Below are 24,099 nucleotides of genomic sequence, written 5' to 3' on the forward strand. Positions count from 1 at the left end.
ATCACCTAGATTCCGTAGCGCCGGTTGAAGAACAGCATGATGTCGAGCGCCATCCTCGTGTCACCCCCGAGCATGTCGACAAGTGCGGGACGCTGACGGGCGGCGATGGCGGCGAACGCGTCGGCGAAGAACTCCTTGCGGCCCAGCCCACCCCCCTGCCGGTGGAACGTCGAGGCCAGCACCGGCATGGCCATTTCGTAGAGCAGGACGAACTCGGGCGAGTCGGATACCCAGTCGCCGTACAGCGAGTCGACGTCGTCGATGGCGTGGCCGACCTCGTGCATCATCACGTCCGGGGTGGGCGAGGGCCGGTCGCCGACGACGATCTTGCGGTCGCCGTACGCGCCCGCGCAGATGTCCCAGGTGGCGCGCCCCGACGGAAGCGGGGCGCCGCGTAAGTAGCCCATGTCGTCGAGGTCGGGGACGCCGCCAGGGCCGACGTAGATGCCCTCCAGTCCGGCCGCGAGCTTCTCCTTGAGCCGCTCGGGCAGCCGGGCCAGGCTCTCCACGGCCCGGATGACGTCCGCCGGCGGCGGGCCCTGCCTGGCGTCCCACTGGCGGTGCAAGATGGACTCCAGCCTGCCGCAGTGACGCAGGCCGTCGCCCAGCGACGGCGCGTCGGGCCGGTTGGGCTGGGCCCTGAACGGCTGGTCGTCCAGTTCGAAGTCGTACCAGGTGTAGCCGGGCCGTTCGACGACGACGGCGGCGGGCAGCCGCTCGCCGCGTTCGCGTAGCGCGAAGCCGTCCCAGCTCGCCTCCTGCCGCCGCTCGGCCGGGGCGTCCAGGCCCGGCCACACCACACGATCGGGCTGTTCACCACCGCCCGGCCAGGCCCTGTGTTCCCGCCGCCCCACCGACACCTCCGTCCGGCCGCTGAGTTCGCCGATGCCCGCCCGTTTGCGCCGCTCGGCACCATTGCGTGCCTTTGCCGCGGCTCGGGCCTCCTGGTGCTTCTCGCGAGCGTAAGACCAGAAGGAACGGTCGGCGCCCGGGGGCGCCTCGCTACGGCGCGAGAAGAGGTAGGACCCGCGCCGCCACCAACGACCGCGCCGATGACGGCCCTTGTCGGTAGAAAAGGCCATCGCACCTCTCAACGCCCGTGGAGCCCTGGGGCACCGTCGCATCGGGTTCCACCGTACGACGCGGATCTTCCGCTAGTCACCCGAAATGGGACATCGGGAAGCACGATCACGTCCCGGATGGCTTACAGTTCGGGCATGGCAGGTGTTCTGATCGGCCTGGCGCTGCTGGCCTTCTGGTTCTTCACGATGTTCGACGTGGTCACTTCGCCCGAAGAAGAGGTCCGGAACGTACCAAAGGCACTCTGGATCCTGATCGTCGTGCTCATCCCCATCCTCGGCGGCCTGGTCTGGCTGGCCCGGGGCCGCCCGCAGGTGGCGCGCGAGGTGTGGCCGGTGCCCCCGGGCCCGGGCATGCCGAAGGGGCCCGACGACGACCCCGACTTCCTGCGCGACCTCGACCGCCGCATGCGCGGCGACGACTGAGCCCGTCCCTGTCGCCGCGCCCGCGGCGGCAGGGCCTACTTCACGTCGGCGTAGCTGTGCAGCCCGTCGATGAAGATGTTGACCCCGATCAGGTTGAACAGCAGGCAGCCGAACGCCACGAGCTGCACGATCGTCGACGCCCTGCCGCGCCAGCCGGCCGTCGCCTTGGCGTGCAGGTAGGCGGCGTAGGCCACCCAGGTGATGAAGGACCAGACCTCCTTGGGGTCCCAGCCCCAGTAACGGCCCCACGCGCGGTCGGCCCAGAGCGCGCCCGCGATGACGGCGAACGTCCACAGGGGGAAGGAGAACACGATCGCCCGGTGAGCCACCCGCTCCAGGTCCTCGCGGGACGGCAGGCGTGACATCCCGTCGCCGCGCACCAGGTAGAGCACGCCCGCGACGCCCGCCAGCGTGAACAGGCCGCTGGAGATGATGGCCGCGCTGACGTGGATGGCGATCCAGTACGAGTTCAGCGCGGGCACGACCGGGCCGGCGACCGTGTAGAACACCTTGACGGCCAGGCCGAGGCCGAGCGCGGCGGTGACCATGACGAAGGGGCCGAGGAAGCGTACGTTGTGGCGGAGCTGGGTGGCGAGGAACGCGGTCACGGCGGCGAAGCAGATCGCGACGACGAACTCGTACATGTTGCCCCACGGCCACCGGTCCACGGACAGGCCGCGGGTGACGATGGCGCCGAGGTTGGCGGCCCAGCCGATCCAGGCGAGCACGAGGGCCACCGTCCCGGCCCTGGCCGCCCCGGGCGACGGCGCCACGACGGCCACGTTGTCCGTGACGTCCGCGATGTCCGCGTCCTCTGCTCCCCCCGCTCCCACGGAGACCGGCTGCTTGGCGGTGACCGTTTTCGTAGTGGCCGCCTTGCCGGGGCGACTCCGGCCGAAGGCCAGCTCGATCGCGAACCCGACCATGGCGACGACATAGAGCAGGACGGCGGCGACGACGAAAAGGTCGCTCAGCTCGGCGAGTTGCTCAGCGGACATCCTTTTCTCCTGCTGATAGAAGCTTGACGATGTCGGCGAACTCCTCGGTGAAGCCCGCCGCGGAGCCCTCGGTACGGGTCAGGCCGCCCACATCGGCCCGGCCACCGGCGATCCGCACGAACACCCTGCGGCGCCGGATCATGAGCGACAGCGCGATGGCCACGACGGCCGTGCCAGAAGCCACCAGGGCGGCCATGCGCCCCGGATCGTAGGCCGTCTGGATGGTGATCCACTCCTTGACCCCGGTGAACTCCAGCTTGCCCACGCCTCCGGGCAGGTCCATCGACTGCCCCACGGCCAGCGGCTTGGGCGCCGCCGAGCCCATGACCAGCGGCTTGAGCTTCTTCATGACCTCCGGCTCGGCCAGCTCGTAGACCGACTGCGGCCTGCCGGAGCGTACGCCCAGGTCGCCGGAGAAGGCCCCGATGACCTGCACCTCGGGGTTGAGCTCGCCGGGGAAGGCGGAGGCGTAGGTGCCGTCGGTCAGCGGCAGGCTGGTGGGCATGAACTGCAGCAGGAACCCGAGCTGCGCCGGCTGCGCGTCGGGCACCTTGACCACGCAGCCCGAGGTCATCGTGGTCTTCTGCTCGATCAGGCAGGGTACGGGCCCTTCGTAGGCCACCTGCCCCTTCCCGTCGGTGACCCTGAACACGGGGGCGTAGCCGTTGCCGATCAGGTAGGTCTGCGTGCCGTTGATCTCCAGCGGCTCGTTGACCTTGAGCGTGTAGTCGCGGACGGGTGAGCCCGGCGAGTCGTTGACCTTCAGGTGGGCGGCGTAGTCGAGCACCTGCCCGCGCTTGTCGCCCTCGACCTGGTAGCTGACCTTGAGGTCGGCGAGCTGGAAGGAGAACGGCTCCAGCGACTCCGCCGACACCTGGCTGCCCGGCATGTAGCGGTCGTAGGCGGCCACGGTGTTGGCGAACCCGTCGCCCTCCACCACCAGGACGTTGCCCCGGTAGCCGAACAGGGAGCCGGCGCCGATCGCGAGCAGGACGCCCATCAGCGCGACGTGGAAGATCAGGTTGCCGGTCTCGCGCAGGTAGCCCTTCTCCGCCGACACCCAGCCGTCGCCGGTCACGACGCGGAAGCGCCGCTTACGCAACCGCTTGGCGGCCTCCTCGACGTCGAGGTCGCCGTCGATCGAGGCGAAGTGCGGCAGGCGGGACAGGTTCTTCGGCGCGGCGGGCGGCTTGCGGCGCAGCTCGCGCAGGTAGACGGTGGTGCGCGGGATGATGCAGCCGATCAGCGAGGTGAACAGCAGCAGGTAGACGGCCGCGAACCAGGCCGAGGTGAACACCTCGAAGAGCTGGAACCTGTCGTACCACTCGGCGAGTGCGGGGTTGGCCTCGTAGAGCCGGGCGACCTTGTCGGGGTCGACGCCACGCTGCGGCACCAGCGAGCCGGGCACCGAGCCGAGCGCGAGCAGGAACAGCAGGATCAGCGCCGTCTTCATCGAGGTGAGCGTGCGCCACCCCCAGCGCAGCCACTCCACCAGCCCGAACGACGCCGGCTTGGGCGCCTGCTCCTTCTCCAGCTCCCGCACGCTCATCAGATCACCGGCTCGAAGCTGCCGATCATCACCTGCATGGCCGCGATCATCTGTCCCCAAAGTCCGCTCACCAGCAGCACTCCGACGGCCACCATCATGCCGCCGCCGATCCTGGTGATCAGGCGCGAGTGCTTGCGAATGGCCCTGAACGTCCGCAGGGCCCTGCTGTACGCCAGCGCGGCGGCCACGAACGGCAGGCCGAGGCCCAGGGCGTACGCGATGGCCAGGAGGGCGCCGCGTCCGGCGCTGCCCTCGTTGAGCCCGAGCGTCAGCACGACGGCGAGCGTGGGCCCGATGCACGGTGTCCACCCCAGCCCGAACACCACCCCGAGCAGCGGCGCGCCGGCCAGGCCCGCGGCCGGGAGCCGGTGGATGCGCACGTCGCGCATCAGCCCGGGGATCACCCCGAGGAACGCCAGCCCGAGCACGATGGTCAGCACGCCGAGCACGCGCGTGATGATGTCGGCGTTGCCCAGCATGATGGAGCCGAGCCCGCCGAACAGCGCCCCGCTGAGCACGAACACCAGCGCGAACCCGGCCACGAACAGCACGGACCCGAGCACCAGCCGCCCCCGCCTGGGGTCTTCGCTCATGCCGGTGACGTAGGACAGGTAGCCGGGCACCAGCGGCAGCACGCACGGCGACAGGAACGACACCACCCCGGCCAGCACCGCGATCGGCACCGCGAGCAGCAGCGAGCCCGAGGCGACGAGGTCACTCATCGCGCACCTTGGTCACCGCGTTCATCAGGTCGGTGTACTTGACCGCGCCGAGCGCCCTGGCCGCGATCCGGCCCTGCGCGTCGATGATCAGCGTGGACGGGATGGCCGCGGGCGGCACCGTGCCCTGGAAGGCCAGCGCCACCTTGCCCGGCTGGTCGAAGATGTGGGGGTAACCGGTCTGCTCAGTGCGCTCGAACGCCTTCGCGTCGGCCTGGCGGTCCTTGAAGTCGACGCCGAGGAACTCCACGCCACTGGCCTTGGTCTTGGCCGCGACCTCCTTGAGCACCGGCGCCTCGGCCCGGCACGGGCCGCACCACGAGGCCCAGAAGTTGAGCACGACGACCTTGCCCTTGTACGAGGCCAGCGAGGCGGTGCCGCCTTCGAGGGTCGGCCCCTCGACCACGGGGGCCGGTTTGCGCTCACCCGCGGCGAACACCTGCATCTTCCCGTCGCCCGCGATGAAGCGGGTGTCACCCGCCTGTGGCTGACCGCCCTGGTTGCCGGCGCAGCCCGCGAGCAGCACGGCCAGGAGGACGAGGGAGAGGGACTTGGCGCGCACGGAGGAAGATCTCCTTGTACTACAACCGGTAGAGCTTGCAACTCTACCGGTGTGCCCCCATGGCCCGGACATCAGGCCCCGGGGATGGAAGGTCCCGTGTCCAGCGATCCAGCGGGCTCGCTGTAGCCGATGCTGATCAGGCGGTCGCCGTCGAACGTGAGCGTGGTGAGGCTGGCCAGCGTGCACTGCCTGCGCCGTGGGTCGTGCCAGAGCCTGCGGCCCTCGGCCGCCGACCTGATCGCCCAGATCGGGAGCTGGTGGCTGACGAGCACCGTCTCGTGCCCGCGCGCCGCCGCCCGCGCCTCGTCGATGATCGACTTCATCCGCGCGACGATGACCGGGTAGGCCTCGCCCCAGGACGGGCGGAGCGGGTTCCAGAAATAGCGGTAGTTGCGCGGGTCGCGCAGCACCGCCAGGCCCTGGCCCAGCTTGCGGCCCTGAAGGAGGTTGCCCGCCTCGATCAGGCGGGCGTCCTGGACGATGTCGAGGCCGAGCTTGTCCGCGAGCGGGGTGGCCGTCTCGACCGCGCGCTCCATCGGCGAGCTGTAGAGAGCGACGATGTCACGGCCGCCGACGGCCTTGGCGACCGTCTCGGCCATGAGCTGACCTGTCTCCGATAGGTGGAAACCGGGCAGCCTGCCGTAGAGGATGCCTCCGGGGTTGTGCACCTCACCGTGGCGCAATAGGTGAACGACGGTGGTTTCAGCCATGGTGCGCACAGCCTATCCGCTCGACCGGGTCACGCGGCCAGACGGGGACGGCGACGGTAAAGTCGATCGCGGGAAGGAGGCGCCGAGTGAGTCCATGGGCATTAGCCCTCATCCTCGTCGCCGCCGTCGCCCACGCCACCTGGAACCTGCTGAGCAAGCGGGCCTCCCAGGCCGACGGGCTGGTCTTCCTCTGGCTCGTCGCCGTCGCCGCCGTCGTCGTCTGGGGCCCGCTGTTCGTAGGGTTCCTCCTGGTCACGGGCACTCCCGTCACCTGGCGCGACCTCGCCGTGATCAGTGGCAGCGCGGCGCTCCACCTCGGCTACTTCGTGCTGCTCCAGCGCGGGTACGGCAAGGGCGACCTCTCCCTCGTCTACCCCGTCGCGCGCGGCACCGGGCCGATGCTGGCCAGCCTGGTCGCGGTGCTGTTCCTGGGCGAGCGCCCGTCCGCCGTGGGCGCGGCGGGGATCGTGCTGGTCGGGGCCGGGGTGTTCCTGATGAGCGGCGGGGGCGGGGAGCTCAAGGGGCTGGTGCCCGGGCTGGTGGTGGGGGTGTTCATCGCCGGGTACACGGTCTGGGACTCGCGGGTGGTGAGCGCGTTCGCGGTGGCGCCGATCGTGCTCAACTATCTCGGCGAGGTCGCGCGTGCCCTGGTGCTCACGCCCTTCGTGCTGGGGGCGCGGCGGCGGCTGGTGGTGCCGGTGTGGCGGGAGCATCGGTATCGGGTGGTGGGGGCGGCCGTACTGATCTTCGTGTCGTACCTGCTGGTGCTGGTCGCGTTCACGATGGCGCCGGTGAGCGTGGTGGCGCCGGCCCGCGAGGTCAGCGTGCTGATCGCGGTCGTGCTCGGCGGGCGGTTGCTGGCGGAGGGCGACCTGCGGCGCCGCCTGCTCGCCTCGGCGGTGATCCTCGGCGGCGTCGTGGCGATCGCGCTCAGTTGAGCGTCAGTTCACCGCCCAGGCGTTCTCCTGCGTCCTGCTCGCCTCGACCAGCGCCTCGACCACGGCCCTGATCGCGGGACGGCGGGCGGCGTCCGTGCGCCAGACCGCGTAGATGCGCCGCGACTGGCGCGGCCGGATCGGGACCAGGCTCACGCCCTCCGGCACGCAGTCCCGGCCGAGCCGTGGCACGATCGCGCACCCCAGCCCGGCCGCCACCAGGGCGAGCTGGGTCGGGTATTCGTCGGCCATGCAGGCGATCACCGGCTCCAACGAGGCGCTGCGCAGGGTGAAGACCAGCCAGTCGTGGCAGACCGTACCGGGAGAGGAGCTGATCCACCGCTCGCCGTGCAGCGCGGCCAGTTCGACCTCTTTGCCGCCGGCCAGCGGATGGTCGGCGGGCAGGGCCACGTCGGCGATGTCGTCGAGCAGCGTGGCCTTGGACAGGCCGTCGGGCAGCGCCATCGGCCGGTTGAGCCAGTCCTGGATCACGCCCAGGTCCAGCTCGCCTCTGGCCACCTCGCGCACGATCCGCTCGGGCTCCCGCTCGTTGAGCTGCACCCACAGGTCGGGGTGGCGGTGCTTGAGCGTGGCGAGCGCGGGCGGCATGAGACCGCGTACGGCGGTGGGGAAGGCGGCCAGGTTGAGCCGGCCGACGACCTCGCCGCGCAGCGCCTCGAAGTCGGCCTCGGCGGTCTCGACCAGGGCGAGGATGCGCTCGGCGTGCTCGGCGAGCAGCCCGGCCGCATCCGTCAGGCGCACGCCGCGCCCGTTGCGCTCCATGAGCCGGGCGCCGGTCTCCCGCTCCAGCTTGGCGATCTGCTGGGAGACCGCCGAAGGAGTGACCATGAGCGCGTCGGCGGCCGCGCCGACCGACCCGTAGACGTGCACCGCGTGAAGCGCCTTGAGCCGGTTCAAGTCCAACATGTAAGCCACTCTAAACGGTTTAGCGTAGAAAGTCTCGCTTGTCGTTGAATGTGTAGTAGATGAAAATAGATGTATGAGAATCCTTCAGCGGAAGCAGCAGCAGTCCACCTCCGTCTCCTACCTCAAGGCCCTCGCTGAGCAGGCTCGCGACCAGCGCGTTCGCTACCAGAAGCCCACCCGCTGAGTGAGCCCCCGCCACCTCGCCCGCGCCGGGCCATAGGGGTGGCGGCCACCATCGCAGTGGGTCGGTTCGGCCTCCTGCCCCGATATGCGGGCGGGCGTACCGGCCGGACCGACCTCGTCGCCGGACGGGCGGCTGTCGTGGCAGCCGCTCAGAGAACCGCGGCGGCCGCCTTCGCCGCCGCAGGAAGGGCGTCGGCGACGCGGCCGAGCGCCTCGTCGTCGTGGGCCGCCGACAGGAACCACGCCTCATAGGCCGACGGGGGCAGATAGACGCCGTGGTCGAGCATCGCGTGGAAGAACGCGGTGAACGCGGCCGTGTTCTGCGTCTTGGCCTCGTCGAAGTTCGTCACCTCCGCCTCCGTGAAGAAGATGGAGAACAGGCTGCCCGCCCGCTGCAGCCGGTGCGGCACCCCCGCCGCCGCCAGGGCCTCGGAGGCGGCCGCGCCGACGGTGAGCGCCGCGGCGTCGACCCGCTCGTACGCCGCCGCGTCCAGCGCGTGCAGCGTGGCCAGGCCGGCGGCGCAGGCGAGCGGGTTGCCCGACAGCGTGCCCGCCTGGTAGACCGGCCCCTCCGGCGCGAGGCAGGCCATCACGTCCGCCCGGCCGCCGAACGCCGCCGCCGGCAGGCCGCCGCCCATGACCTTGCCGAACGTCATCAGGTCGGCCTCGACGGGGTCGAGGCCGTACCAGCCCGCGGGCGAGACGCGGAAACCCGTCAGCACCTCGTCGACGATGAGCAGCGCGCCGTTGGCCGTGCACAGCTCGCGCAGGCGCGCGTTGAAGCCGTCGCGCGGCGGGACGACGCCCATGTTGGCCGGGCACGCCTCGGTGATCACGCACGCGACGTCGGCCGCGGCGAACGCCTCCTCGACGGCCTCGATCGCGTTGTACGGCAGCACGATCGTGTCCGCCGCCGAAGCCCCGGTCACGCCGGGCGTGTCGGGCAGCCCGAACGTCACGACCCCGGACCCGGCCGCGGCCAGCAGCGCGTCCACGTGCCCGTGGTAGCACCCGGCGAACTTGATCACCTTGGACCGCCCCGTGAACCCACGGGCCAGCCGCACCGCGCTCATGGTCGCCTCGGTGCCGGAGCTGACCAGCCGCACTTTCTCGACCGGCGCCACCCTCGCGACGAGCGCCTCGGCCAGCTCGACCTCGCCCTGGGTGGCGGTGCCGTAGGAGAACCCGTGGGCCACGGCCGCGGAGACCGCCTCGACGACGGCCGGGTGACGGTGCCCGAGGATCATCGGGCCCCAGGAGCAGACCAGGTCGACGTAGCGGTTGCCGTCGACGTCGGTGATGTAGGGCCCCTGGCCTGAGGCCATGAAACGCGGCGTGCCACCCACCGCGCCGAACGCGCGCACCGGAGAGTTGACGCCTCCGGGCACGATCTGACGGGCGCGGGCGAACAGGTCCTCGGAGTTCTGTGTACGGCTCACGCGACCCAGATTATCCGGGCCCGCCACCGCCCCCGAGAACGGGCACGAACGAGTTATATTGGCAATGTATGCGATCCATGTTGGTCACCAACATAGGAGGAACTCATGGCAGTCACTCAAATCGACATCGATGACGACGCCCTCAGAGAGGCCATGCGCATGATGGGGACGACGACGAAGAAGGAGACCGTCAACTTCGCCCTTCGAGAGTACGTCGCGCGAATCCAGCGGATCGAGGCGCTGGAGAGGCTCGCCGCACGAGCCCAGCGCGGCGAATTCGACGAGGCGTCGGCCGCCCGTCATGCGGCGAGAACAGCGTGGAAAGACGCCATCGGCTGATGCCCTACCTCATCGACGCCTCCGCGTTGTGGTACCTCCTGCGGAATGTTGATGCGCTCGAGTTCTGGAGCGACCGCATCACCACGCAGCCGCTACGGATCTGCGAGCCCACGAGGACAGAATTCCTGTACTCCGCCACGAGCCCCGCTCACAGGGACGAACTGGAGGGCGACCTCAGCCTTCTCTGTGAGCCCGCATCCGTCCCCAAGTCTGCTTGGCGATGGGTGGAAAACGCCCAGTACAAGCTCACTCAGCACGGACAGCACCGTTCCGCTGGAGTGATCGATCTCCTGCTGTGCGCGACCGCCGTTCACCATGGGCTCACAGTGCTGCGCGTGGACGATGACTTCGCCACGGTCGCGAAGGTCATGACAGAGGTGGACCAACGCGATATCCGGCGGCGCTGACCTCAGTCGGCCAGCCACTCCAGGATGCGCAGCGGGTCGGGCAGCGGCCGGCCGTCCGGGGGCCGGAGCCAGGAGACGGGCTGGCCGGTGGGGAGGGTCGAGGGGGGCGCGAGGACGTAGCTGTCGCGGCAGTGCCACCGCAGCCCCGGCGTGTCGTCGATGGTGGCCGGGTCGCAGTCGAGCTGGCACGACCACCACTCGTCCTCGTCCTCCGGATTGCCCCGGGTGGCCACATAAAACAGAACCCGGTCGCCGTTGGCGGCGACCGGGCCAGGGTGGGCGTCGGCGTTGTCGATCCTGGTGAGGGCGGACAGGCCGGCGGCGAGCGGTACGTCGAAGACGTCGAACACGCGCCCAGTGGGCAGGATGACGTTGGCCTCAGGCTCCACCTGCCACCACCGCGTGAGCAGCGCCGGGTCCGTCGTGGCCTGCATGGCCCAGGCGGGAGAGAGCGGATGGGCACCGGGGTCCGGACAGCCGAGGCGGTCACACGAACAGGAGCGCGACCCCTGACGCAACGGCCGCGCGCCCGGCACGACGGGCCACCCCAGCGCGGCGTATTCGAGCACTGTGCCGATCCGAGTCGGTCGCGACCGTTTTTTGGTACGCCGAGCCAGTGGTACCCCCACCATTGGTGTCTCCCGTCGAGTTCAAGCGCCTGAGGGGGTCCCGGCTCCAGGCCATAGGCAACACGCGGGACACACCAGCACTTGTTAACGCACTCTAACGCACAGGCCTCACCTGTTGACGGGAAACCCCTTGGTTACAGCCCTCGTGCCACTTCCGTGGCCCAGTACGTCAAGATCAGATCGGCCCCGGCGCGCTTGATCGCGACCAGCGACTCCATGATCATCCGCTCCCGGTCCACCCAGCCGTTGGCCGCGGCGGCCTCGATCATCGCGTATTCGCCGCTCACCTGGTAGGCGGCCACCGGCACGTCCACCTCTTCGCGGACGCGCGTGATGACGTCGAGGTAGGCCAGCGCGGGCTTGACCATGACCGCGTCGGCGCCTTCGGCCAGGTCGAGGCGCACCTCGCGCAGCGCCTCCGCCAGCGGACCCGCCGGGTCCTGCTGGTGGGTGCTGCGGTCGCCGAACTGCGGCGCGCACTCGGCGGCCTCGCGGAACGGGCCGAAGAAGGCGGAGGCGTATTTGACGGAGTAGGCCAGGATCGGGACGCCCCCGTGACCGGCGGCGTCGAGGGCCGTGCGGATCGCGCCCACCTGGCCGTCCATCATCCCGCTCGGCGCCACCATCTGCGACCCGGCCTCGGCCTGGGCCACCGCGATGGAGGCGTACCGCTCCAGCGTGGCGTCGTTGTCCACGTCGCCGGACGGGGTCAGGATGCCGCAGTGCCCGTGGTCGGTGAACTCGTCGAGGCAGGTGTCGGCCATCACCACGATGGAGTCGCCGGCCTCGGCGTTCACGTCGCGCAGGGCCTGCTGCAGGATGCCTTCCGGGTCGTCGGCGGCCGAGCCGCGGGCGTCCTTCAGTGCCGGGATGCCGAACAGGATCAGCCCGCCCACCCCGGCCTCCGCCGCCTCGTGGGCGGCCTTGCGCAGCGAGTCGCGGGTGTGCTGGAAGACGCCGGGCATCGAGGCCACGGGCTGCGGCTCGGCGATGCCTTCCTTGACGAACAGGGGCAGGATCAGGTCGGCCGGGTGCAGCCGGGTGCCCGACACCATCCGCCGCAGGGCGGGGCTGCGGCGCAGCCGCCTGGGACGGGCGACGGGGTATTGTGCGCTCATTTGACTCTTCTCCTGGCGCCACGGCGGTTCTGGGAGGGCCTGCGCGGGGTGTCTCCCGCGGCCACGGCCGCCTGGCGCTGCTTGGCTCCGAACTCGGCCACCGCGGCGGCCAGGGCGGAAGCTGACGGCTTGTCGGCCATGACGTCGACCCGGAGCCCGAACTCCTCGGCCGTCTTGGCCGTCTGCGGCCCGATGACCGCGATCACGGTGACGTTGTGCGGCTTGCCGGCGATGCCGACGAGGTTGCGCACGGTGGAGGAGGACGTGAAGAGCACGGCGTCGAAGCCGCCGCCCTTGATGGCCTCACGGATGGGAGCGGGCGGCGGGGCGGCCCGCACGGTGCGGTACGCGGTGACGTCGTCGCACTCCCAGCCCAGCTCGGTGAGCCCGGCGACGAGCGTGTCGGTGGAGATGTCGGCCCTGGGCAACAGCACCCGGTTGATCGGGTCGAGCATCGAGTCGTAGGGCGGCCACTCGGCCACCAGCCCCTCGGACGACTGCTCCCCAGAGGGCAGCAGGTCCGGCTTGACCCCGAACTCGACGAGGGCCCGCGCGGTCGCGTCGCCCACGGCGGCCACCTTCAGCCCGGCGAAGGCACGGGCATCGAGGCCGTATTCCTCGAACTTCTCGCGTACGGCCTTGACCGCGTTGGAGCTGGTGAAGGCCACCCACTCGTAGCGGCCCGTGACCAGGCCCTTGATCGCGCGGTCCATCTGCTGCGGCGTGCGGGGCGGCTCGACCGAGATGGTCGGCACCTCCTCCGGCACCGCGCCGTAGGCGACGAGCTGGTCGGACAGGCTGCGCGACTGCTCCTTGGTGCGCGGCACCAGCACCCGCCAGCCGAACAGCGGCTTGGTCTCGAACCACGACAGCTTGTCGCGCATCCCGACGGCCTCGCCGACCACGATCAGGGCCGGCTCGGTGAACCCGGCGTGCTTGAGGTCGGCCTGGAGCCGGCCGAGCGAGGACACCACGGTGTACTGCTCGGTGGTGGTGCCGCCGCTGCTGACCGCGACGGGCGTGCTGTCGGGCTTGCCACCGGCGATGAGCGCCTTGCCGATGGCCACGGCGTCGCCGATGCCGTTGTAGATGACCAGCGTGCCGCGGCAGGCCGCGTGGACGGCCCAGTCTTGCTCCTGGGAGGCGTCGACGACGCGGAACTCGGGCACGGCGGTCGCCGCCGGGATGCCCGCGTACGTCAGCACCGCGGTCGCGGGCGGCACGCCGGGCACGATCTCGAAGTCCACCTCCGCCGCGGCGCAGGCCGCGACCTCCTCGGTGATCGAGGAGAACAGCATGGGATCGCCTTCGCACAGGCGGACCACGAGCTGCCCCCTGGCGGCGCGCTTGACGAAGTCGTCTTCGGCGACCTCGACGCCTTCACGGCAGTGGCGCAGCAGCGGGGTCTGCGTTTCGGCGTCGAGCACCACCGCGTCGGCCTTGGCGAGCAGCTCGGCGGCGCGGAGCGTGAGCAGGTTGGGATCGCCGGGACCCGCGCCCACGAACGCGACGAAACCGGAGGTCGGACTATCGGAGCTCAATGGGATTGCTCCCCCATCAATCTGTCGGCCCCTTCGGCGATCATCTCGGCCGCGAGGAGGCGGCCCAGGTTTACAGCCTCCGAAGGAGAGCCGGCGGCGGACTTGCGGACCGCTTCGCGGCCGTCGATGGAGACGACCACAGCGGTCAGGTTCAGAGTTTGCCCGTCATCGACCGCGAAAGCACCCACCGGAGCCGAGCAGCCGGCCTCCAGGGCGTTCAGGACGGCACGCTCGGCGAGCACCGCGGAGCGTGTGGACGGGTCGTCGAGCACGCTCAGGAACTCGATCAGATCGGTGCGCTCGGTGAGGCACTCGACGGCGAGGGCGCCCTGGCCGGGGGCGGGCAGCAGCTCCTCGACCTCGAAGATCTGGGAGATCTCGGCGCTGCGGCCGATCCTGGTCAGACCGGCCGCGGCCAGCACGACCGCGTCGAGCTCGCCGGAAGTGACCTTGCCGATGCGCGTGTCGGCGTTGCCGCGGATCGGCACGTATTCCAGGTCGGGACGGAGCGCGCTCAGCATGGCGACCCGGCGCGGCGAGCCGGTGCCGACCCTGGCGCCGGGCGCGAGGTCGGCGAACTTGTGCAGGCCGACCAGCGCGTCGCGGTGGTCGTGGCGGGCGGGGATGGCCGCCAGCGTGAAGCGCGGGTCCTGCGTCGTCGGCAGGTCCTTCAGCGAGTGGACGGCGAAGTCGACCGCGTCCTCGACCAGCTTGTCGCGCAGCGCGCTGACGAACACGCCGGTGCCGCCGAGCTGTGCCAGGTGCGCCTTGGTCACGTCGCCGAACGTGGTGATGCCGACCAGCTCCACCGCGCGCCCGGTGCGCTTGGTGTAGGCGTCGGCCACCATCCCCGACTGCGTGGTCGCCATGAGGCTGCGGCGGGTGCCCAGTCGCAGGGTCCCTGACTTCACAGCTCGACCTCCCTCACGGCCTGGGGCATCTTCGGATCCAGATTGAACAACTCACGCAGGGCTTCCGCATAATGATCGCCTCCTGGGCAGGTGGCGAGCTGCTTGACACGCACAGTCGGCTCGTGCAGCAGTTTGTCGACCACCCGCTGGACGGTCATCGCGACCTCGTCCCTGGCCCGTTCGTCGAGGTCGGGCATTCGCATGAGGAGCCGCCCGAGCTCCGACTCGACCACGCTCGCCGCCTTGCTGCGCAGCGCGACCACGGTCGGGGTGACCTTGGCCGCCCGTTCGGCGTCGAGGTAGGCCCGCAACTCCTCGGAGACGAGAGCGCGTACGGACGGGACGGCGTCGCCTTCACGCGAGCCGATGCCGGACTCCTGGATCGTCTCCAGGTCCACCAGCGTGACGCCGGGCACCGCGCGCACGGCCGGGTCGATGTCGTGCGGCAGCGCCAGGTCCAGCAGGAACGCCGGTCCGCTCAGCAGGTCAGGGGTGACGATGGGGCGGCCCGCGCCGGTGCAGGTGATGACGATGTCGGCGGCGGCCAGTTCGGCGGCCACGGCGGTGAACTCGACCGCCCGCCCGCCGACGGACTCGGCCAGCCGGGCGCCGCGCTCGAACGTACGGTTGGCCACGACGATGTCGGTGACCCCCGCGCGCGCCAGCGTGACGGCGGCCAGCGAGCTCATGGAGCCCGCGCCGATGACCAGGGCCCGCCGCCCGGCCAGGTCGCCCGCCAGGGCCAGGCCCGCGGAGACGAGGGAGGCGCCGGCCTGGTCGATGCCGGTGTCGTGGTGGGCCCGCTTGCCGACCCGCAGCGCCTGCTGGACCAGCTCGTTGAGGGTGGCGCCGACGGTGCCCTGGCGCTGGGCCAGCTTGAGCGCCTGGCGGACCTGGCCGAGGATCTGGCCCTCGCCGACGACCATGGAGTCGAGGCCGCACACCATGGAGAACAGGTGCTCGACCGCCCGCTCCTCGTAGTGCACGTAGAAGTGCGGCGCCAGCTCCTCGACCGGGATGCCCGAATGCCGCCCGAGCAGGCCGCTGATCGCGGTGACGGCGGCGTGGAAGCGGTCGACCGTGACGTAGACCTCGACCCGGTTGCAGGTCGAGACCACCATGGCCTCCGCGACGCAGGGATCGTCCTGCACCTCGTGCAGGAGCTTGACGAGCGCGTCACCCGTCATCGAGACGCGCTCGAGCAGAGCCACCGGTGCGGTCCGGTGGCTGAGTCCGATAGCCAGAACACTCATTGACTGTCCACTGCCATGAGTGGCCCCCCAGCCTTGCGTTGCTCGTGGAACGCCAGAATCTGCAGTTCGATGGATAGGTCGACCTTACGGACATCGACAGTGTCCGGAACGGTGAGCACGACGGGGGCGAAGTTCAGGATGCTGGTGACGCCCACGGCGACCACACGATCGCACAAATCCTGCGCCGCTGCCGCCGGTGTCGCCAGAACCACGATCGAGACTCCACGCCGCGTGATCACGGCTTCCAGTTCGTCGATGTGCTCCACATTCAATCCCGCGATGGTGTCGCCCACGACTTCGGGGTCGGCGTCCACGAGCGCCGCGACCCGGAAGCCTCGGGAGACGAAACCGCCGTAGTTGGCCAGGGCGCGGCCGAGGTTGCCGACTCCGACGATCGCGACCGCCCAGTCCTGGGTCAGTCCGAGTTCGCGGGAGATCTGGTAGACGAGGTATTCAACGTCATAGCCTACGCCGCGGGTGCCATATGAGCCGAGATGCGATAGATCCTTGCGCAATTTGGCCGAGTTCACCCCGGCGGCCACGGCGAGATCCTCCGAGCTCACGGTCGCGATGCCCCGCTCCGCCATCCCGTTCAGCGCCCTGAGGTACAACGGAAGCCTGGCGACCGTCGCCTCGGGTATACCGCGGTCACGGGGCTGGGACGGGCTCTTCACGTGCCGGTGCTCCAGGGGACGGGCGGCTTGGGGACCGCGTGGACGGAATCGAACCGTCTTTCAGGTTAATCCCTTTGTGAACCGATGCACAAAGTCGGCGGGGTACGGTTGCCGTATGCATCGCATCACGTTGCTCGGCAAACCCGGCTGTCACTTGTGTGACGACGCCCGCGAGGTCGTCGCGAGGGTCGCGGGCGAGTTGGGCGTGCCGTGGGAGGAGGTCAGCATCGACTCCTCCGAGGAGCTCAGGGAGAAATACTGGGAGATGATCCCGGTCACGCTGATCGACGGGGTGCAGCACGACTTCTGGCGGGTGGACGAGGCCCGGCTGCGGAGCGCCCTCAGTACATAGCCGTGGGCAGGGGCACCACCTTCGCCGCGTTGACGCTGAGCTCGATGACGTTGGTGGCCAGCACCATCGACTGCCGCTCGTTGACGAACCGCTCCACGTGCGGCTGGCGCTGGTGGTCGCGGTAGGCCACCTCGTCGCGGTAGAGCTCGTAGACGATGCGCTGCAGAGGCGCCGACTTCACCGCGTGGCAGGCGTACACGAGGGTGTCGGGCTCGCCGCGGCGGACGGCCTCGACGGTCGCCTCGGCCAGCCGGTCGAACGCGTCGCCGGCGCCGTCCATGATCGTGAAGACCGTCAGCAGGCCGAAGATGGTCGGTGAGGGCTTGCTGGAGCCGGGCTGCTGCTGCGCGGGCGAGAACAGCTCGGCGCCCGGGAAGACGGCCCCCGTGCCGGGCGCGGCGAAGTCGGGCCGCTGCGGCGGGGCGCCGTTCATGATGTAGCCGGTCGAGGGCCCCGCGTCGGGCGGCGGCGCCATGCGCGCGGCGTAGTCGATCTCCTGGTCGCCCGCGCGATATTCGGCCACCAGGTCGCCCAGCCCCGGCGAACGGCGCGGCGGCGCGGGCGGCAGGTCGGCGGGCGGCGGCTGCTGCAGGGGCTGGGGCTGGGGCGGCTGCTCGGGCATGCCCCTGCGGCCCGGCCCCGGCACCTCGTCGCGGAACATCGGGCGCTCCCCCGGCGGCATCTGACGGTCGCCCACCGGCATCTGGCGCTCGTCGAGCGCCATGGGACGCTCCTCGCGGTGCTGGGCACGCTCGTCGCGGCGCTGAGAGCGCTCGTCACGGCGCGGGGCGCGGTCGTCGCGGTCAGGCTCGAAATCGTCCTCATCGTCGTCCTCGTACGGCGCCAGCGGCCGCAGCACGGTGTACCAGACCGCCGCCCCTGCCACCGCCAGCAGCGCCGTGGTGAACAACGGCGGCACCGCGAACCTCAGCGCGCCCACGAGCGCGATCCCCGACGGCACGATGACCGCGGTCGCGTGCAGGTTGTCGGTGTCGTATTCGTCGCCGTTGCGCCACTTGAGCCCGGCCACCACCAGCATCGCCAGCATGACCAGCAGGGCGACGGCGTGCACCCCGATCAGCAACATGTCGGGGAAGAGGTTCCAGTGGTTGGCGGCGGGGGGCAGCGTCGTGCCCATGTCGTTGGTCTTGAGCGGATCCCAGACCAGGATCACGACGCCGACGACGGTCAGCGCGATGCCCATCAGCCACGCCAGGAACCTGGGCGGCGCCTTCTCCGACAGCAACTGCACCAGCCCGACGGCCAGCCAGAGCGGCGCCAGCAACGATCCCGTCACCTGATAGATCCGGAACGTGACGGTGCCGAACCCCATGAGGCAGCCGATGCCGATCACACCGAGTGAGATGCACAACGCCGCCACTGCAACGGTCCAGGCGACCAACCACCCCTCGGGATCGTCGCGCAGTCGTTGAATCAGGGCACCGGCCGCGACGGCGGCCAGGAGCGCACCGGCAAACGCTAGGACAGCAACGAGGATCTCCATGGTGACTCCAATGCTGCCGGACTATGCCTCCAAGCCGGTAGCCGATGAGGGAACGGGTCGGTCCAAACCGTATCTTCCGATTACGCCTAGTCATGCCAGCAAGCTGTGGATTGTGGAATTTCCGGTTGATTTCTAGAGTGTTCGAGCACGCCGCACCCCTTACCCCTAGGGATACCGGATGCCTGACTCGTCACCGTTCGCCGGGCTGCTTGCTCCAGCGGTCGCTGGACCTGCCCGGACGGGCGAGCTCGCCGTGCGCGAAGAAGTGCCGGACGACGTCCGTACGCTGGTGCTGCATGCCAAGAACGGGTGCACGGAGTCCTTTGGCACGCTCTATGACCGCTACGTGGACCTCGTCTACCGCTACATCTATTTCCGCGTCGGCTCACACCCGCTCGCCGAGGACCTCACGAGCGAGACCTTCCTGCGCGCGCTGCGCAGGATCTCCGACTTCACCTGGCAGGGCCGCGATTTCGGGGCCTGGCTCGTGACCATCGCGAGAAACCTGGTGACCGACCACTTCAAATCCGGTCGTTACCGGCTGGAGATCCCGACGGGCGAGGTGATCGACGTACCGCTCGACGGCTCTCACATACCCGAGAACGCCGTGGTCACGGCCATCATCAACGACCGGGTGCTGCGTGCCGTCCGAGATCTCAATCCCGAACAGCAGGAGTGCGTGGTGCTGCGCTTCCTGCACGGTCTCTCTCTCGCGGAAACCGCGCTGATCATGGGGAAGAAGAGTGGAGCGATCAAAGCGCTGCAGTTCCGTGCCATCAGGGCGCTGGCCAGGGCTCTCAAGCACGATCTGGCGTAACCTCCACCATCCGCCCCTCGTTAGGCAGGTGTCACGACCGACACGGTCAGGGAGCTCTCATGAGTAGTGCGCGCAGGCGGCGGGACCGCGTGCTCGTGCATCTCACGGAGCTGCACGAGCTGCCCCTGGGCGGCGGCCCCGAGGCGGCCTTCAAGGAGCGCCTGCGCGCCGAGCTGCTCTCGGGACGTCTCACCCTGGAGCCCGAGGCGCCCGAGGTGCCTGAGGCGCCCGCCAAGGGCCGCCGCAGGGCGCGGCGCAGGCCGCTGCTGTCCCAGCTCGCCGCGATGGGTCTGGCGGCCGCCATGACGGTCTCGTCCTTCGCCACCTACCAGGCGATGCCCGGCGACTCGCTCTACCCGCTCAAGCGCGCCGCCGAGAGCACTCTGGTACGCCTCAGCACGGACGACGCGGAGCGCGGCAGGCGTGAGCTCGACTCGGCCAAGACGCGCGCCGAGGAGGTCGCCAGCCTGCTCGGCTCGTCCGTCGAGGGCCCGCTGCTCGACAAGACGCTGAAGGACATGGAGGAGTCCACCCGGGCCGGCATCAGCCGGCTCGAAAGGACCGAGCCGCGCTCACCGAAGATCAAGAATTTCGCCCGGGACCAGAAGGAGGCCGTCAAGCCGATGCTCACGCAGCTCGGCGAGGCTCAGCTCGCCCAGGCGGAGGGCTATCTCGACTACATCGAAGGTCTGGCCGAGCCTGAGTAGGTAAGTAAGCTGAAGCGCATGTGGCGGCTTATGCGACGACGACAGGAAGTGCAGCCCCGGGTCGCGGGCGAGGCCGCGGCGCGGGCGGCGGTCACCGTCGCGCCTGCCCTGCCGGTCGAACCCGACCTGGGGGCCGCGGCCTTCTTCGACGTGGACAACACGATGATGCGCGGCGCCTCGATCTACCACTTCGCCCGTGGGCTGGCCACGCGGGGACTGTTCACGACCTCCGACCTGTTCAAGTTCGCCGTCGGGCAGGCGGTGTTCCGGCTGCGCGGCAACGAGAACCCCGAGCACATCGCGGTGGCCAGGGAGACGGCGCTGGCGTTCGTGGCCGGGGCCAAGGTCGACGACGTCGTACGCCTCGGCGAGGAGATCTACGACGAGGTCATGGCCGACCGCATCTGGGGCGGCACCAGGGCGCTCGCCCAGAGCCACCTGGACGCCGGCCAGCGGGTCTGGCTGATCACCGCCACGCCGGTCGAGCTGGCCCGGGTCATCGCCCAGCGGCTCGGCCTGACCGGCGCGCTCGGCACGGTCGCCGAGACCAGCAACGGCGTCTACACCGGCCGGCTGGTCGGCGACCTGCTGCACGGCCCGGCCAAGGCCGAGGCCGTGCGCGCGCTGGCGCGCAGGGAGGGCCTCGACCTGAGCCGGTGCACCGCCTACAGCGACTCGGCCAACGACCTGCCGATGTTGTCGCTGGTCGGGCAGGCCGTGGCCATCAACCCGGACAGCGAGTTGCGCGAGCACGCCAAGAAGAACGAGTGGCCGATCAAGGACTTCCGCACGGGGCGCAAGGCCACGATGACGGCCCTGCCGATCGCGGCCGGCGTGGGCGCGGTGGCCGGCGGGGTGGCCGCGGGCATCGCCCTGCGCCGCCTCTACCGCGACCGGTCGTGACTACTTCAGTTTCTTGAAGAGCTGGTCCGTCTCCGGTTGCTTCCACTCCAGCCGGTTCCTGTCCGCCGGATGGCGCCGCGTGGGCACCGACACGGTGGTCACCTTGGTGCTCATGAGCTGCGTGCCCAGCTCGTACATCGCCTCCAGGCTGAGGTCCGTCCTCACCGACTCGTGCACCTCGCCGAGGAAGCCCTTGAGCTTGCCGGGGTCGGCGACGAGCTGCTGGCGCGCCTTCTTCAGCATCGCCGTCACGAGCGTCTGCTGTCGCTTGATCCGTGAGACGTCGGAGCCGTCGCCGACGTAACGCAGCCGTGCGTACCCCAGCGCCTTCTCCCCGTCGAGCGTGACCGTGCCCGCGGGCAGCGTCAGCTTCGACGCCCGGTCGTCGATCGGCTGCGGCACCTTGATCTGCACGCCCCCGAGCGCGTCCACCATGTCCTTGAAGCCCGCGAAGTCCACCTCGACCGTGTGCTGCAGGCTCAGCCCCGTCAGCCGCTCCAGCGTCGTCCTGAGGCACGCGGCGCCACCTGAGTTGTACGCCGAGTTGATCATGTCGACCCGGCTGGGATCGGGCCCGCAGGCCGCGATCCGCACCATCGAGTCGCGCGGGACGCTGACCGCGGTGGCCCTGCTCCTGTCGGCCGGCACGTGGACGATCATGATGGTGTCGGACCGCTGGCCCATGTGCTGCCTGGCCGACTGCGGGCCGTATTTCGCGTTGCCCTCGCCCGCGCGGCTGTCCGAGCCGATCACCAGCACGTTCCGTGTGCCGCTCATGTCCACCGTCTCCGCCCCCGCGGTCGGTGTGGAGTCACGTCCGGCGACGAGCACCGCGGGCACCGCGACGACGGTGGCCGTGGCGGCGGCCACGAGCCCGGCCGTCCACCAGGCCGGCCATCTGCGCCGCAGGCGGTCGCGCAGGAAACGGTCCCGCTGGCGGACCAGCGTGGAAGGCGGTTGGTGCTCCAGATCCCCTCCGAGGTCCCGGAGCAGCTTCAGGTCGTCCATCGTCACTCCTCCTCCATGGGGTTGCTGTCGCCGAGCGCGGCGCGTACCTTCCGCCTGCCCCTGTTGAGGCGGGAGCGTACGGTTCCGATCGGGATGCCGAGCGCTCGCGCGACCTCCTCGTACGAGAGATCGCCCCAGGCGATCAGCAGCAGCACGTCACGATCCTTGGCGGGCAGCGCGGCCAGGGCGCCGGCCAGGTCAGCGCGGGCGGCCTGGGCGGTCACCCCGGCGGCCACCCGGTCGGCGGGCGACTCCACGTCGGAGTCCACAGGGGCGCGCAGGAGGGCCCGGTAGCGGGCGGCCTCCCTGCGGTGGTGCCGGGAGATGAGCTTGGTGAGAATGCCGAAGAGCCACGGCCTGGCGTCCGGGTAAGCCAGGTCGTAGCTCTTCCTGCGGGAGAAGGCGACCAGGAACGTCTCACCGACGAGGTCCTCGGCGGGCTCGGGGCCAAGGCGTTTGGAGACGTACCTGTAGAGCATGGCGGAGTAGCGGTCGAAGAGCTCGGCGAACGCCTCTGGTTCCGTCCATGAGGCGTTCACCAACTCCGCGTCCACACCCCTGGTGGCGGGTTGGGTGATCATCTCCGCCCTTCGTCTGGGGGATCGGTCACCGATGTCTTGCCACAACCCGCCTATCGAGTTCAGATCTCCTTGAGCTGACCCCCGTCGACCACGTATTCGGCGCCCGTCGTGCTGCCCGAACGCGGCGAGGCGAGCAGGACGATCGCGTCAGCGACCTCCTGTGGGTGCACCAGGCGCCCGGTGGCGAGCTTCATCATCGTAGGGGCGACCTCGGTGATCACACTGTCCCTGTCCGATCCCACCAGGCTCCCGAAGACCTCGGCGGCACCGCCCGGCTTGGTCCACCAGTCCGTGAGCGTCGCGCCGGGCGAGACCGTGTTGACCCTGATGCCCTGGGGCGCGTACTCCTCCGACAGCGACTTGCCGGCGGCGAGCAGGGCCATCTTGGCGGCGCCGTAGTCCACGTTGATGGGGCCCGGCTGCTTGGCCATGGTCGAGGAGACGTTCACGATCGCGCCGCCGCCCCGCTCCAGCATGAGGGGAATGGCCGCGCGGATCATGCGCACGGGCGAGAACAGGTTGAACTCGAACATCGCGGCCCAGTCCGCGTCGTCGGGCGTCAGGAACCCGGCCCGCGGCAGCACCACGCCGGGCGGCGGGCCGCCGGCGTTGTTGACCAGGATGTCCACCCCGCCGAACTCCTCGACGGCCCGCTCCACGATCCGCTCGGGGGCCTGCGGGTCCATCAGGTCGGCGGAGACGTGGACGACCTTGTCGGGCAGCTCGTCCGTACGGGTCCGCGAGACCGCCACGACGTGGGCGCCCTCCTCGGCCAGGGTGCGGGCGACGGCCAGGCCGATGCCCTTGGAGGCGCCGGTGACGATGGCCACACGACCGGAAAGCTGCAGATCCATGGGTTTCCCTTCGGTGTTCGGCGAATTCGCCCAGAGAACACCGCAGGGGTTCGGGAGGTTGCACCCCTTTGCTAGAAGAACGGCGGGAAGGCGTGCCCCCGCCGCAGCCGCAGCTCGTTGAGGAGCTGCTGGATGACCTCGCGCACGTGGTCGGTGAGGTTGAAGACCAGCATGGGATCGTCGGCCGCCGACGGCTCGAACTCGTCGGTGCGGATCGGCTCGCCGAACTCGATCATCCACTTCGACGGCAGCGGCACCAGCCCGAGCGGCCCGAGCAGCGGGAAGAGCGGCGTGATCGGCAGGTAGGGCAGGCCCAGCAGCCTGGCCAGGGACTTCAGGTCGCCGATCTTCGGATAGATCTCCTCGGCCCCGACGATCGCGGTGGGCACGATGGGCACCCCGGCGCGGATGGCCGAGGCCACGAAGCCGCCGCGGCCGAAGCGCTGCAGCTTGTAGCGCTCGGAGAACGGTTTGCCGACGCCCTTGAAGCCCTCGGGGAACACGCCCACCAGCTCGCCCTTGCGCAGCAGCCGGTCGGCGTCCTCGCGGCAGGCCAGCGTGTGGCCGGTCTTGCGGGACAGGTGGCTGAGCAGCGGAAGCTGGTAGACCAGGTCGGCGCCGAGCAGCCGCAGCGGCCTGCCGACCTCGTCGTGCATCGCCACCTGCAGCATCAGCGCGTCCATCGGCAGCGTGCCGGAGTGGTTGGCGACGATCAGCGCGCCGCTGTCGTCGGGCACGTTCTTGAGCTCGGCCGTCTCCACCCGGAACCAGTGGTTGTAGAGCGGCCTGATGAGCTCCAGCACGACCTTGTCGGTCAGCTCGGCGTCGTAGCCGAACTCGTCGACCTCGTAGTCGCCCGTGATGCGCCGGCGCAGGAAGGCCAGCAGTCTGGCGAGGGAATCGGGCTCTTCGAGCTCCTCGAACGACGGCGCCGCGCTGATCGGGATGATCTCGGCGTCGTCGTCTTCGCGGGG

General features: G+C 70.2%; 27 protein-coding genes. 8 read left to right on the forward strand and 19 right to left on the reverse strand.

The genetic code is table 11. The annotated features are described in order from the left end of the window. Nucleotides 1-5: 5 nt before the first annotated feature. On the reverse strand, nt 6-854 hold the full coding sequence (locus tag C4V41_RS16240; RefSeq protein ID WP_235030157.1) for a hypothetical protein: 849 nt from the start codon (nt 852-854) through the stop codon (nt 6-8). A 363-nt stretch (nt 855-1,217) separates the two neighbouring features. Here C4V41_RS16240 and C4V41_RS16245 point away from each other — a divergent pair, with 363 nt between their 5' ends. Then, nucleotides 1,218-1,505, forward strand: a complete 288-nt coding sequence (locus tag C4V41_RS16245) for a PLD nuclease N-terminal domain-containing protein (protein ID WP_103956729.1) — start codon at nt 1,218-1,220, stop codon at nt 1,503-1,505. Between the two features lie 35 nt (nt 1,506-1,540). Here C4V41_RS16245 and ccsA read toward each other — a convergent pair whose 3' ends face one another. The 5 genes from ccsA to C4V41_RS16270 all read right to left on the reverse strand — a co-directional run bounded on the left by ccsA (nt 1,541) and on the right by C4V41_RS16270 (nt 6,043). Continuing rightward, nucleotides 1,541-2,503, reverse strand: coding sequence for a cytochrome c biogenesis protein CcsA (gene ccsA, locus C4V41_RS16250; protein WP_103956730.1), 963 nt, complete (start codon nt 2,501-2,503; stop codon nt 1,541-1,543). Then, nucleotides 2,493-4,052 (reverse strand): cytochrome c biogenesis protein ResB, encoded by a 1,560-nt coding sequence (resB, locus tag C4V41_RS16255; protein ID WP_103956731.1) that lies wholly within the window; start codon nt 4,050-4,052, stop codon nt 2,493-2,495. The genes ccsA and resB overlap by 11 nt, the downstream gene beginning before the upstream one ends. Next, nucleotides 4,052-4,774 (reverse strand): cytochrome c biogenesis CcdA family protein, encoded by a 723-nt coding sequence (locus C4V41_RS16260; protein WP_103956732.1) that lies wholly within the window; start codon nt 4,772-4,774, stop codon nt 4,052-4,054. Before C4V41_RS16260 ends, resB begins: the two co-directional genes overlap by 1 nt. Next, nucleotides 4,767-5,333: a TlpA family protein disulfide reductase gene (locus tag C4V41_RS16265; protein ID WP_235030158.1), complete on the reverse strand. Its 567-nt coding sequence runs from the start codon at nt 5,331-5,333 to the stop codon at nt 4,767-4,769. The genes C4V41_RS16260 and C4V41_RS16265 overlap by 8 nt, the downstream gene beginning before the upstream one ends. A 71-nt stretch (nt 5,334-5,404) precedes the next feature. Further along, the gene (locus tag C4V41_RS16270) at nt 5,405-6,043 is read right to left on the reverse strand and encodes a histidine phosphatase family protein (RefSeq protein ID WP_103957315.1); all 639 of its coding nucleotides are present in this window, start codon (nt 6,041-6,043) and stop codon (nt 5,405-5,407) included. A gap of 86 nt (nt 6,044-6,129) precedes the next feature. On the opposite strand from C4V41_RS16270, the gene C4V41_RS16275 reads away from it, so the two are divergent. Next, nucleotides 6,130-6,981, forward strand: coding sequence for a DMT family transporter (locus C4V41_RS16275; RefSeq protein ID WP_103956734.1), 852 nt, complete (start codon nt 6,130-6,132; stop codon nt 6,979-6,981). 3 nt (nt 6,982-6,984) lie between these two features. Here the strand turns inward: C4V41_RS16275 and C4V41_RS16280 are convergent, their stop codons facing one another. Together C4V41_RS16280 and hemL are read right to left on the reverse strand one after the other, a co-directional pair. Beyond that, complete coding sequence (locus C4V41_RS16280) at nt 6,985-7,905, reverse strand: LysR family transcriptional regulator (RefSeq protein ID WP_103956735.1); 921 nt, start codon at nt 7,903-7,905, stop codon at nt 6,985-6,987. A gap of 332 nt (nt 7,906-8,237) precedes the next feature. Beyond that, nucleotides 8,238-9,527, reverse strand: a complete 1,290-nt coding sequence (hemL, locus tag C4V41_RS16285) for a glutamate-1-semialdehyde 2,1-aminomutase (RefSeq protein ID WP_103956736.1) — start codon at nt 9,525-9,527, stop codon at nt 8,238-8,240. Nucleotides 9,528-9,632: 105 nt separating this feature from the next. Between hemL and C4V41_RS16290 the strand changes: the two genes are divergently transcribed. Both C4V41_RS16290 and C4V41_RS16295 read left to right on the forward strand, forming a co-directional pair. Next, on the forward strand, nt 9,633-9,866 hold the full coding sequence (locus C4V41_RS16290; protein ID WP_103956737.1) for a type II toxin-antitoxin system VapB family antitoxin: 234 nt from the start codon (nt 9,633-9,635) through the stop codon (nt 9,864-9,866). Further along, a complete protein-coding gene (locus C4V41_RS16295; protein ID WP_200824021.1) occupies nt 9,866-10,273 on the forward strand; it encodes a PIN domain-containing protein in 408 nt (135 codons plus the stop codon). The genes C4V41_RS16290 and C4V41_RS16295 overlap by 1 nt, the downstream gene beginning before the upstream one ends. A gap of 2 nt (nt 10,274-10,275) precedes the next feature. Here C4V41_RS16295 and C4V41_RS16300 read toward each other — a convergent pair whose 3' ends face one another. The 6 genes from C4V41_RS16300 to C4V41_RS16325 all read right to left on the reverse strand — a co-directional run bounded on the left by C4V41_RS16300 (nt 10,276) and on the right by C4V41_RS16325 (nt 16,399). Continuing rightward, nucleotides 10,276-10,905, reverse strand: coding sequence for a bifunctional DNA primase/polymerase (locus C4V41_RS16300; protein WP_103956738.1), 630 nt, complete (start codon nt 10,903-10,905; stop codon nt 10,276-10,278). 131 nt (nt 10,906-11,036) lie between these two features. Continuing rightward, entirely contained in the window at nt 11,037-12,020 is a 984-nt protein-coding gene (hemB, locus tag C4V41_RS16305; protein ID WP_103956739.1) for a porphobilinogen synthase, read from the reverse strand. Continuing rightward, entirely contained in the window at nt 12,017-13,567 is a 1,551-nt protein-coding gene (locus C4V41_RS16310) for a bifunctional uroporphyrinogen-III C-methyltransferase/uroporphyrinogen-III synthase (protein WP_200824083.1), read from the reverse strand. Before C4V41_RS16310 ends, hemB begins: the two co-directional genes overlap by 4 nt. After that, nucleotides 13,558-14,472 (reverse strand): hydroxymethylbilane synthase, encoded by a 915-nt coding sequence (hemC, locus tag C4V41_RS16315; protein WP_268808610.1) that lies wholly within the window; start codon nt 14,470-14,472, stop codon nt 13,558-13,560. The genes C4V41_RS16310 and hemC overlap by 10 nt, the downstream gene beginning before the upstream one ends. Continuing rightward, on the reverse strand, nt 14,469-15,725 hold the full coding sequence (locus C4V41_RS16320) for a glutamyl-tRNA reductase (RefSeq protein ID WP_103956741.1): 1,257 nt from the start codon (nt 15,723-15,725) through the stop codon (nt 14,469-14,471). Before C4V41_RS16320 ends, hemC begins: the two co-directional genes overlap by 4 nt. After that, nucleotides 15,722-16,399, reverse strand: coding sequence for a redox-sensing transcriptional repressor Rex (locus tag C4V41_RS16325; protein WP_103956742.1), 678 nt, complete (start codon nt 16,397-16,399; stop codon nt 15,722-15,724). Before C4V41_RS16325 ends, C4V41_RS16320 begins: the two co-directional genes overlap by 4 nt. A gap of 115 nt (nt 16,400-16,514) precedes the next feature. Here C4V41_RS16325 and C4V41_RS16330 point away from each other — a divergent pair, with 115 nt between their 5' ends. Then, the gene (locus tag C4V41_RS16330) at nt 16,515-16,751 is read left to right on the forward strand and encodes a glutaredoxin family protein (RefSeq protein WP_103956743.1); all 237 of its coding nucleotides are present in this window, start codon (nt 16,515-16,517) and stop codon (nt 16,749-16,751) included. Here the strand turns inward: C4V41_RS16330 and C4V41_RS16335 are convergent. Further along, nucleotides 16,741-18,255 carry a putative quinol monooxygenase gene (locus C4V41_RS16335; RefSeq protein ID WP_103956744.1) on the reverse strand — a complete coding sequence of 505 codons (1,515 nt, stop codon included), beginning with the start codon at nt 18,253-18,255 and terminating at the stop codon, nt 16,741-16,743. The two genes, C4V41_RS16330 and C4V41_RS16335, sit on opposite strands and share 11 nt — an antisense overlap. Nucleotides 18,256-18,433: 178 nt before the next feature. On the opposite strand from C4V41_RS16335, the gene C4V41_RS16340 reads away from it, so the two are divergent. From C4V41_RS16340 to C4V41_RS16350, 3 genes are read left to right on the forward strand one after another with little or no spacing between them, the layout of a single operon-like run. Then, nucleotides 18,434-19,072, forward strand: coding sequence for a sigma-70 family RNA polymerase sigma factor (locus C4V41_RS16340; RefSeq protein WP_103956745.1), 639 nt, complete (start codon nt 18,434-18,436; stop codon nt 19,070-19,072). A 59-nt stretch (nt 19,073-19,131) separates the two neighbouring features. Continuing rightward, the gene (locus C4V41_RS16345; protein WP_146103676.1) at nt 19,132-19,779 is read left to right on the forward strand and encodes a DUF5667 domain-containing protein; all 648 of its coding nucleotides are present in this window, start codon (nt 19,132-19,134) and stop codon (nt 19,777-19,779) included. Between the two features lie 30 nt (nt 19,780-19,809). Next, nucleotides 19,810-20,682, forward strand: a complete 873-nt coding sequence (locus C4V41_RS16350) for an HAD family hydrolase (protein WP_235030160.1) — start codon at nt 19,810-19,812, stop codon at nt 20,680-20,682. Here C4V41_RS16350 and C4V41_RS16355 read toward each other — a convergent pair whose 3' ends face one another. From C4V41_RS16355 to C4V41_RS16370, 4 genes are all read right to left on the reverse strand, one after another. Continuing rightward, entirely contained in the window at nt 20,683-21,690 is a 1,008-nt protein-coding gene (locus C4V41_RS16355) for an LCP family protein (RefSeq protein ID WP_103956748.1), read from the reverse strand. It abuts the gene before it with no gap. Nucleotides 21,691-21,692: 2 nt separating this feature from the next. Beyond that, nucleotides 21,693-22,271 (reverse strand): RNA polymerase sigma factor, encoded by a 579-nt coding sequence (locus C4V41_RS16360; RefSeq protein ID WP_103956749.1) that lies wholly within the window; start codon nt 22,269-22,271, stop codon nt 21,693-21,695. Nucleotides 22,272-22,330: 59 nt separating this feature from the next. Beyond that, nucleotides 22,331-23,125, reverse strand: coding sequence for an SDR family NAD(P)-dependent oxidoreductase (locus C4V41_RS16365; protein WP_103956750.1), 795 nt, complete (start codon nt 23,123-23,125; stop codon nt 22,331-22,333). 71 nt (nt 23,126-23,196) lie between these two features. Continuing rightward, a complete protein-coding gene (locus C4V41_RS16370; RefSeq protein WP_103957318.1) occupies nt 23,197-24,075 on the reverse strand; it encodes a lysophospholipid acyltransferase family protein in 879 nt (292 codons plus the stop codon). Nucleotides 24,076-24,099 lie beyond the last annotated feature (24 nt).

It is taken from the genome of Nonomuraea solani (assembly GCF_900108335.1).
GTDB classification, from domain to species: Bacteria; Actinomycetota; Actinomycetes; order Streptosporangiales; family Streptosporangiaceae; genus Nonomuraea; species Nonomuraea solani.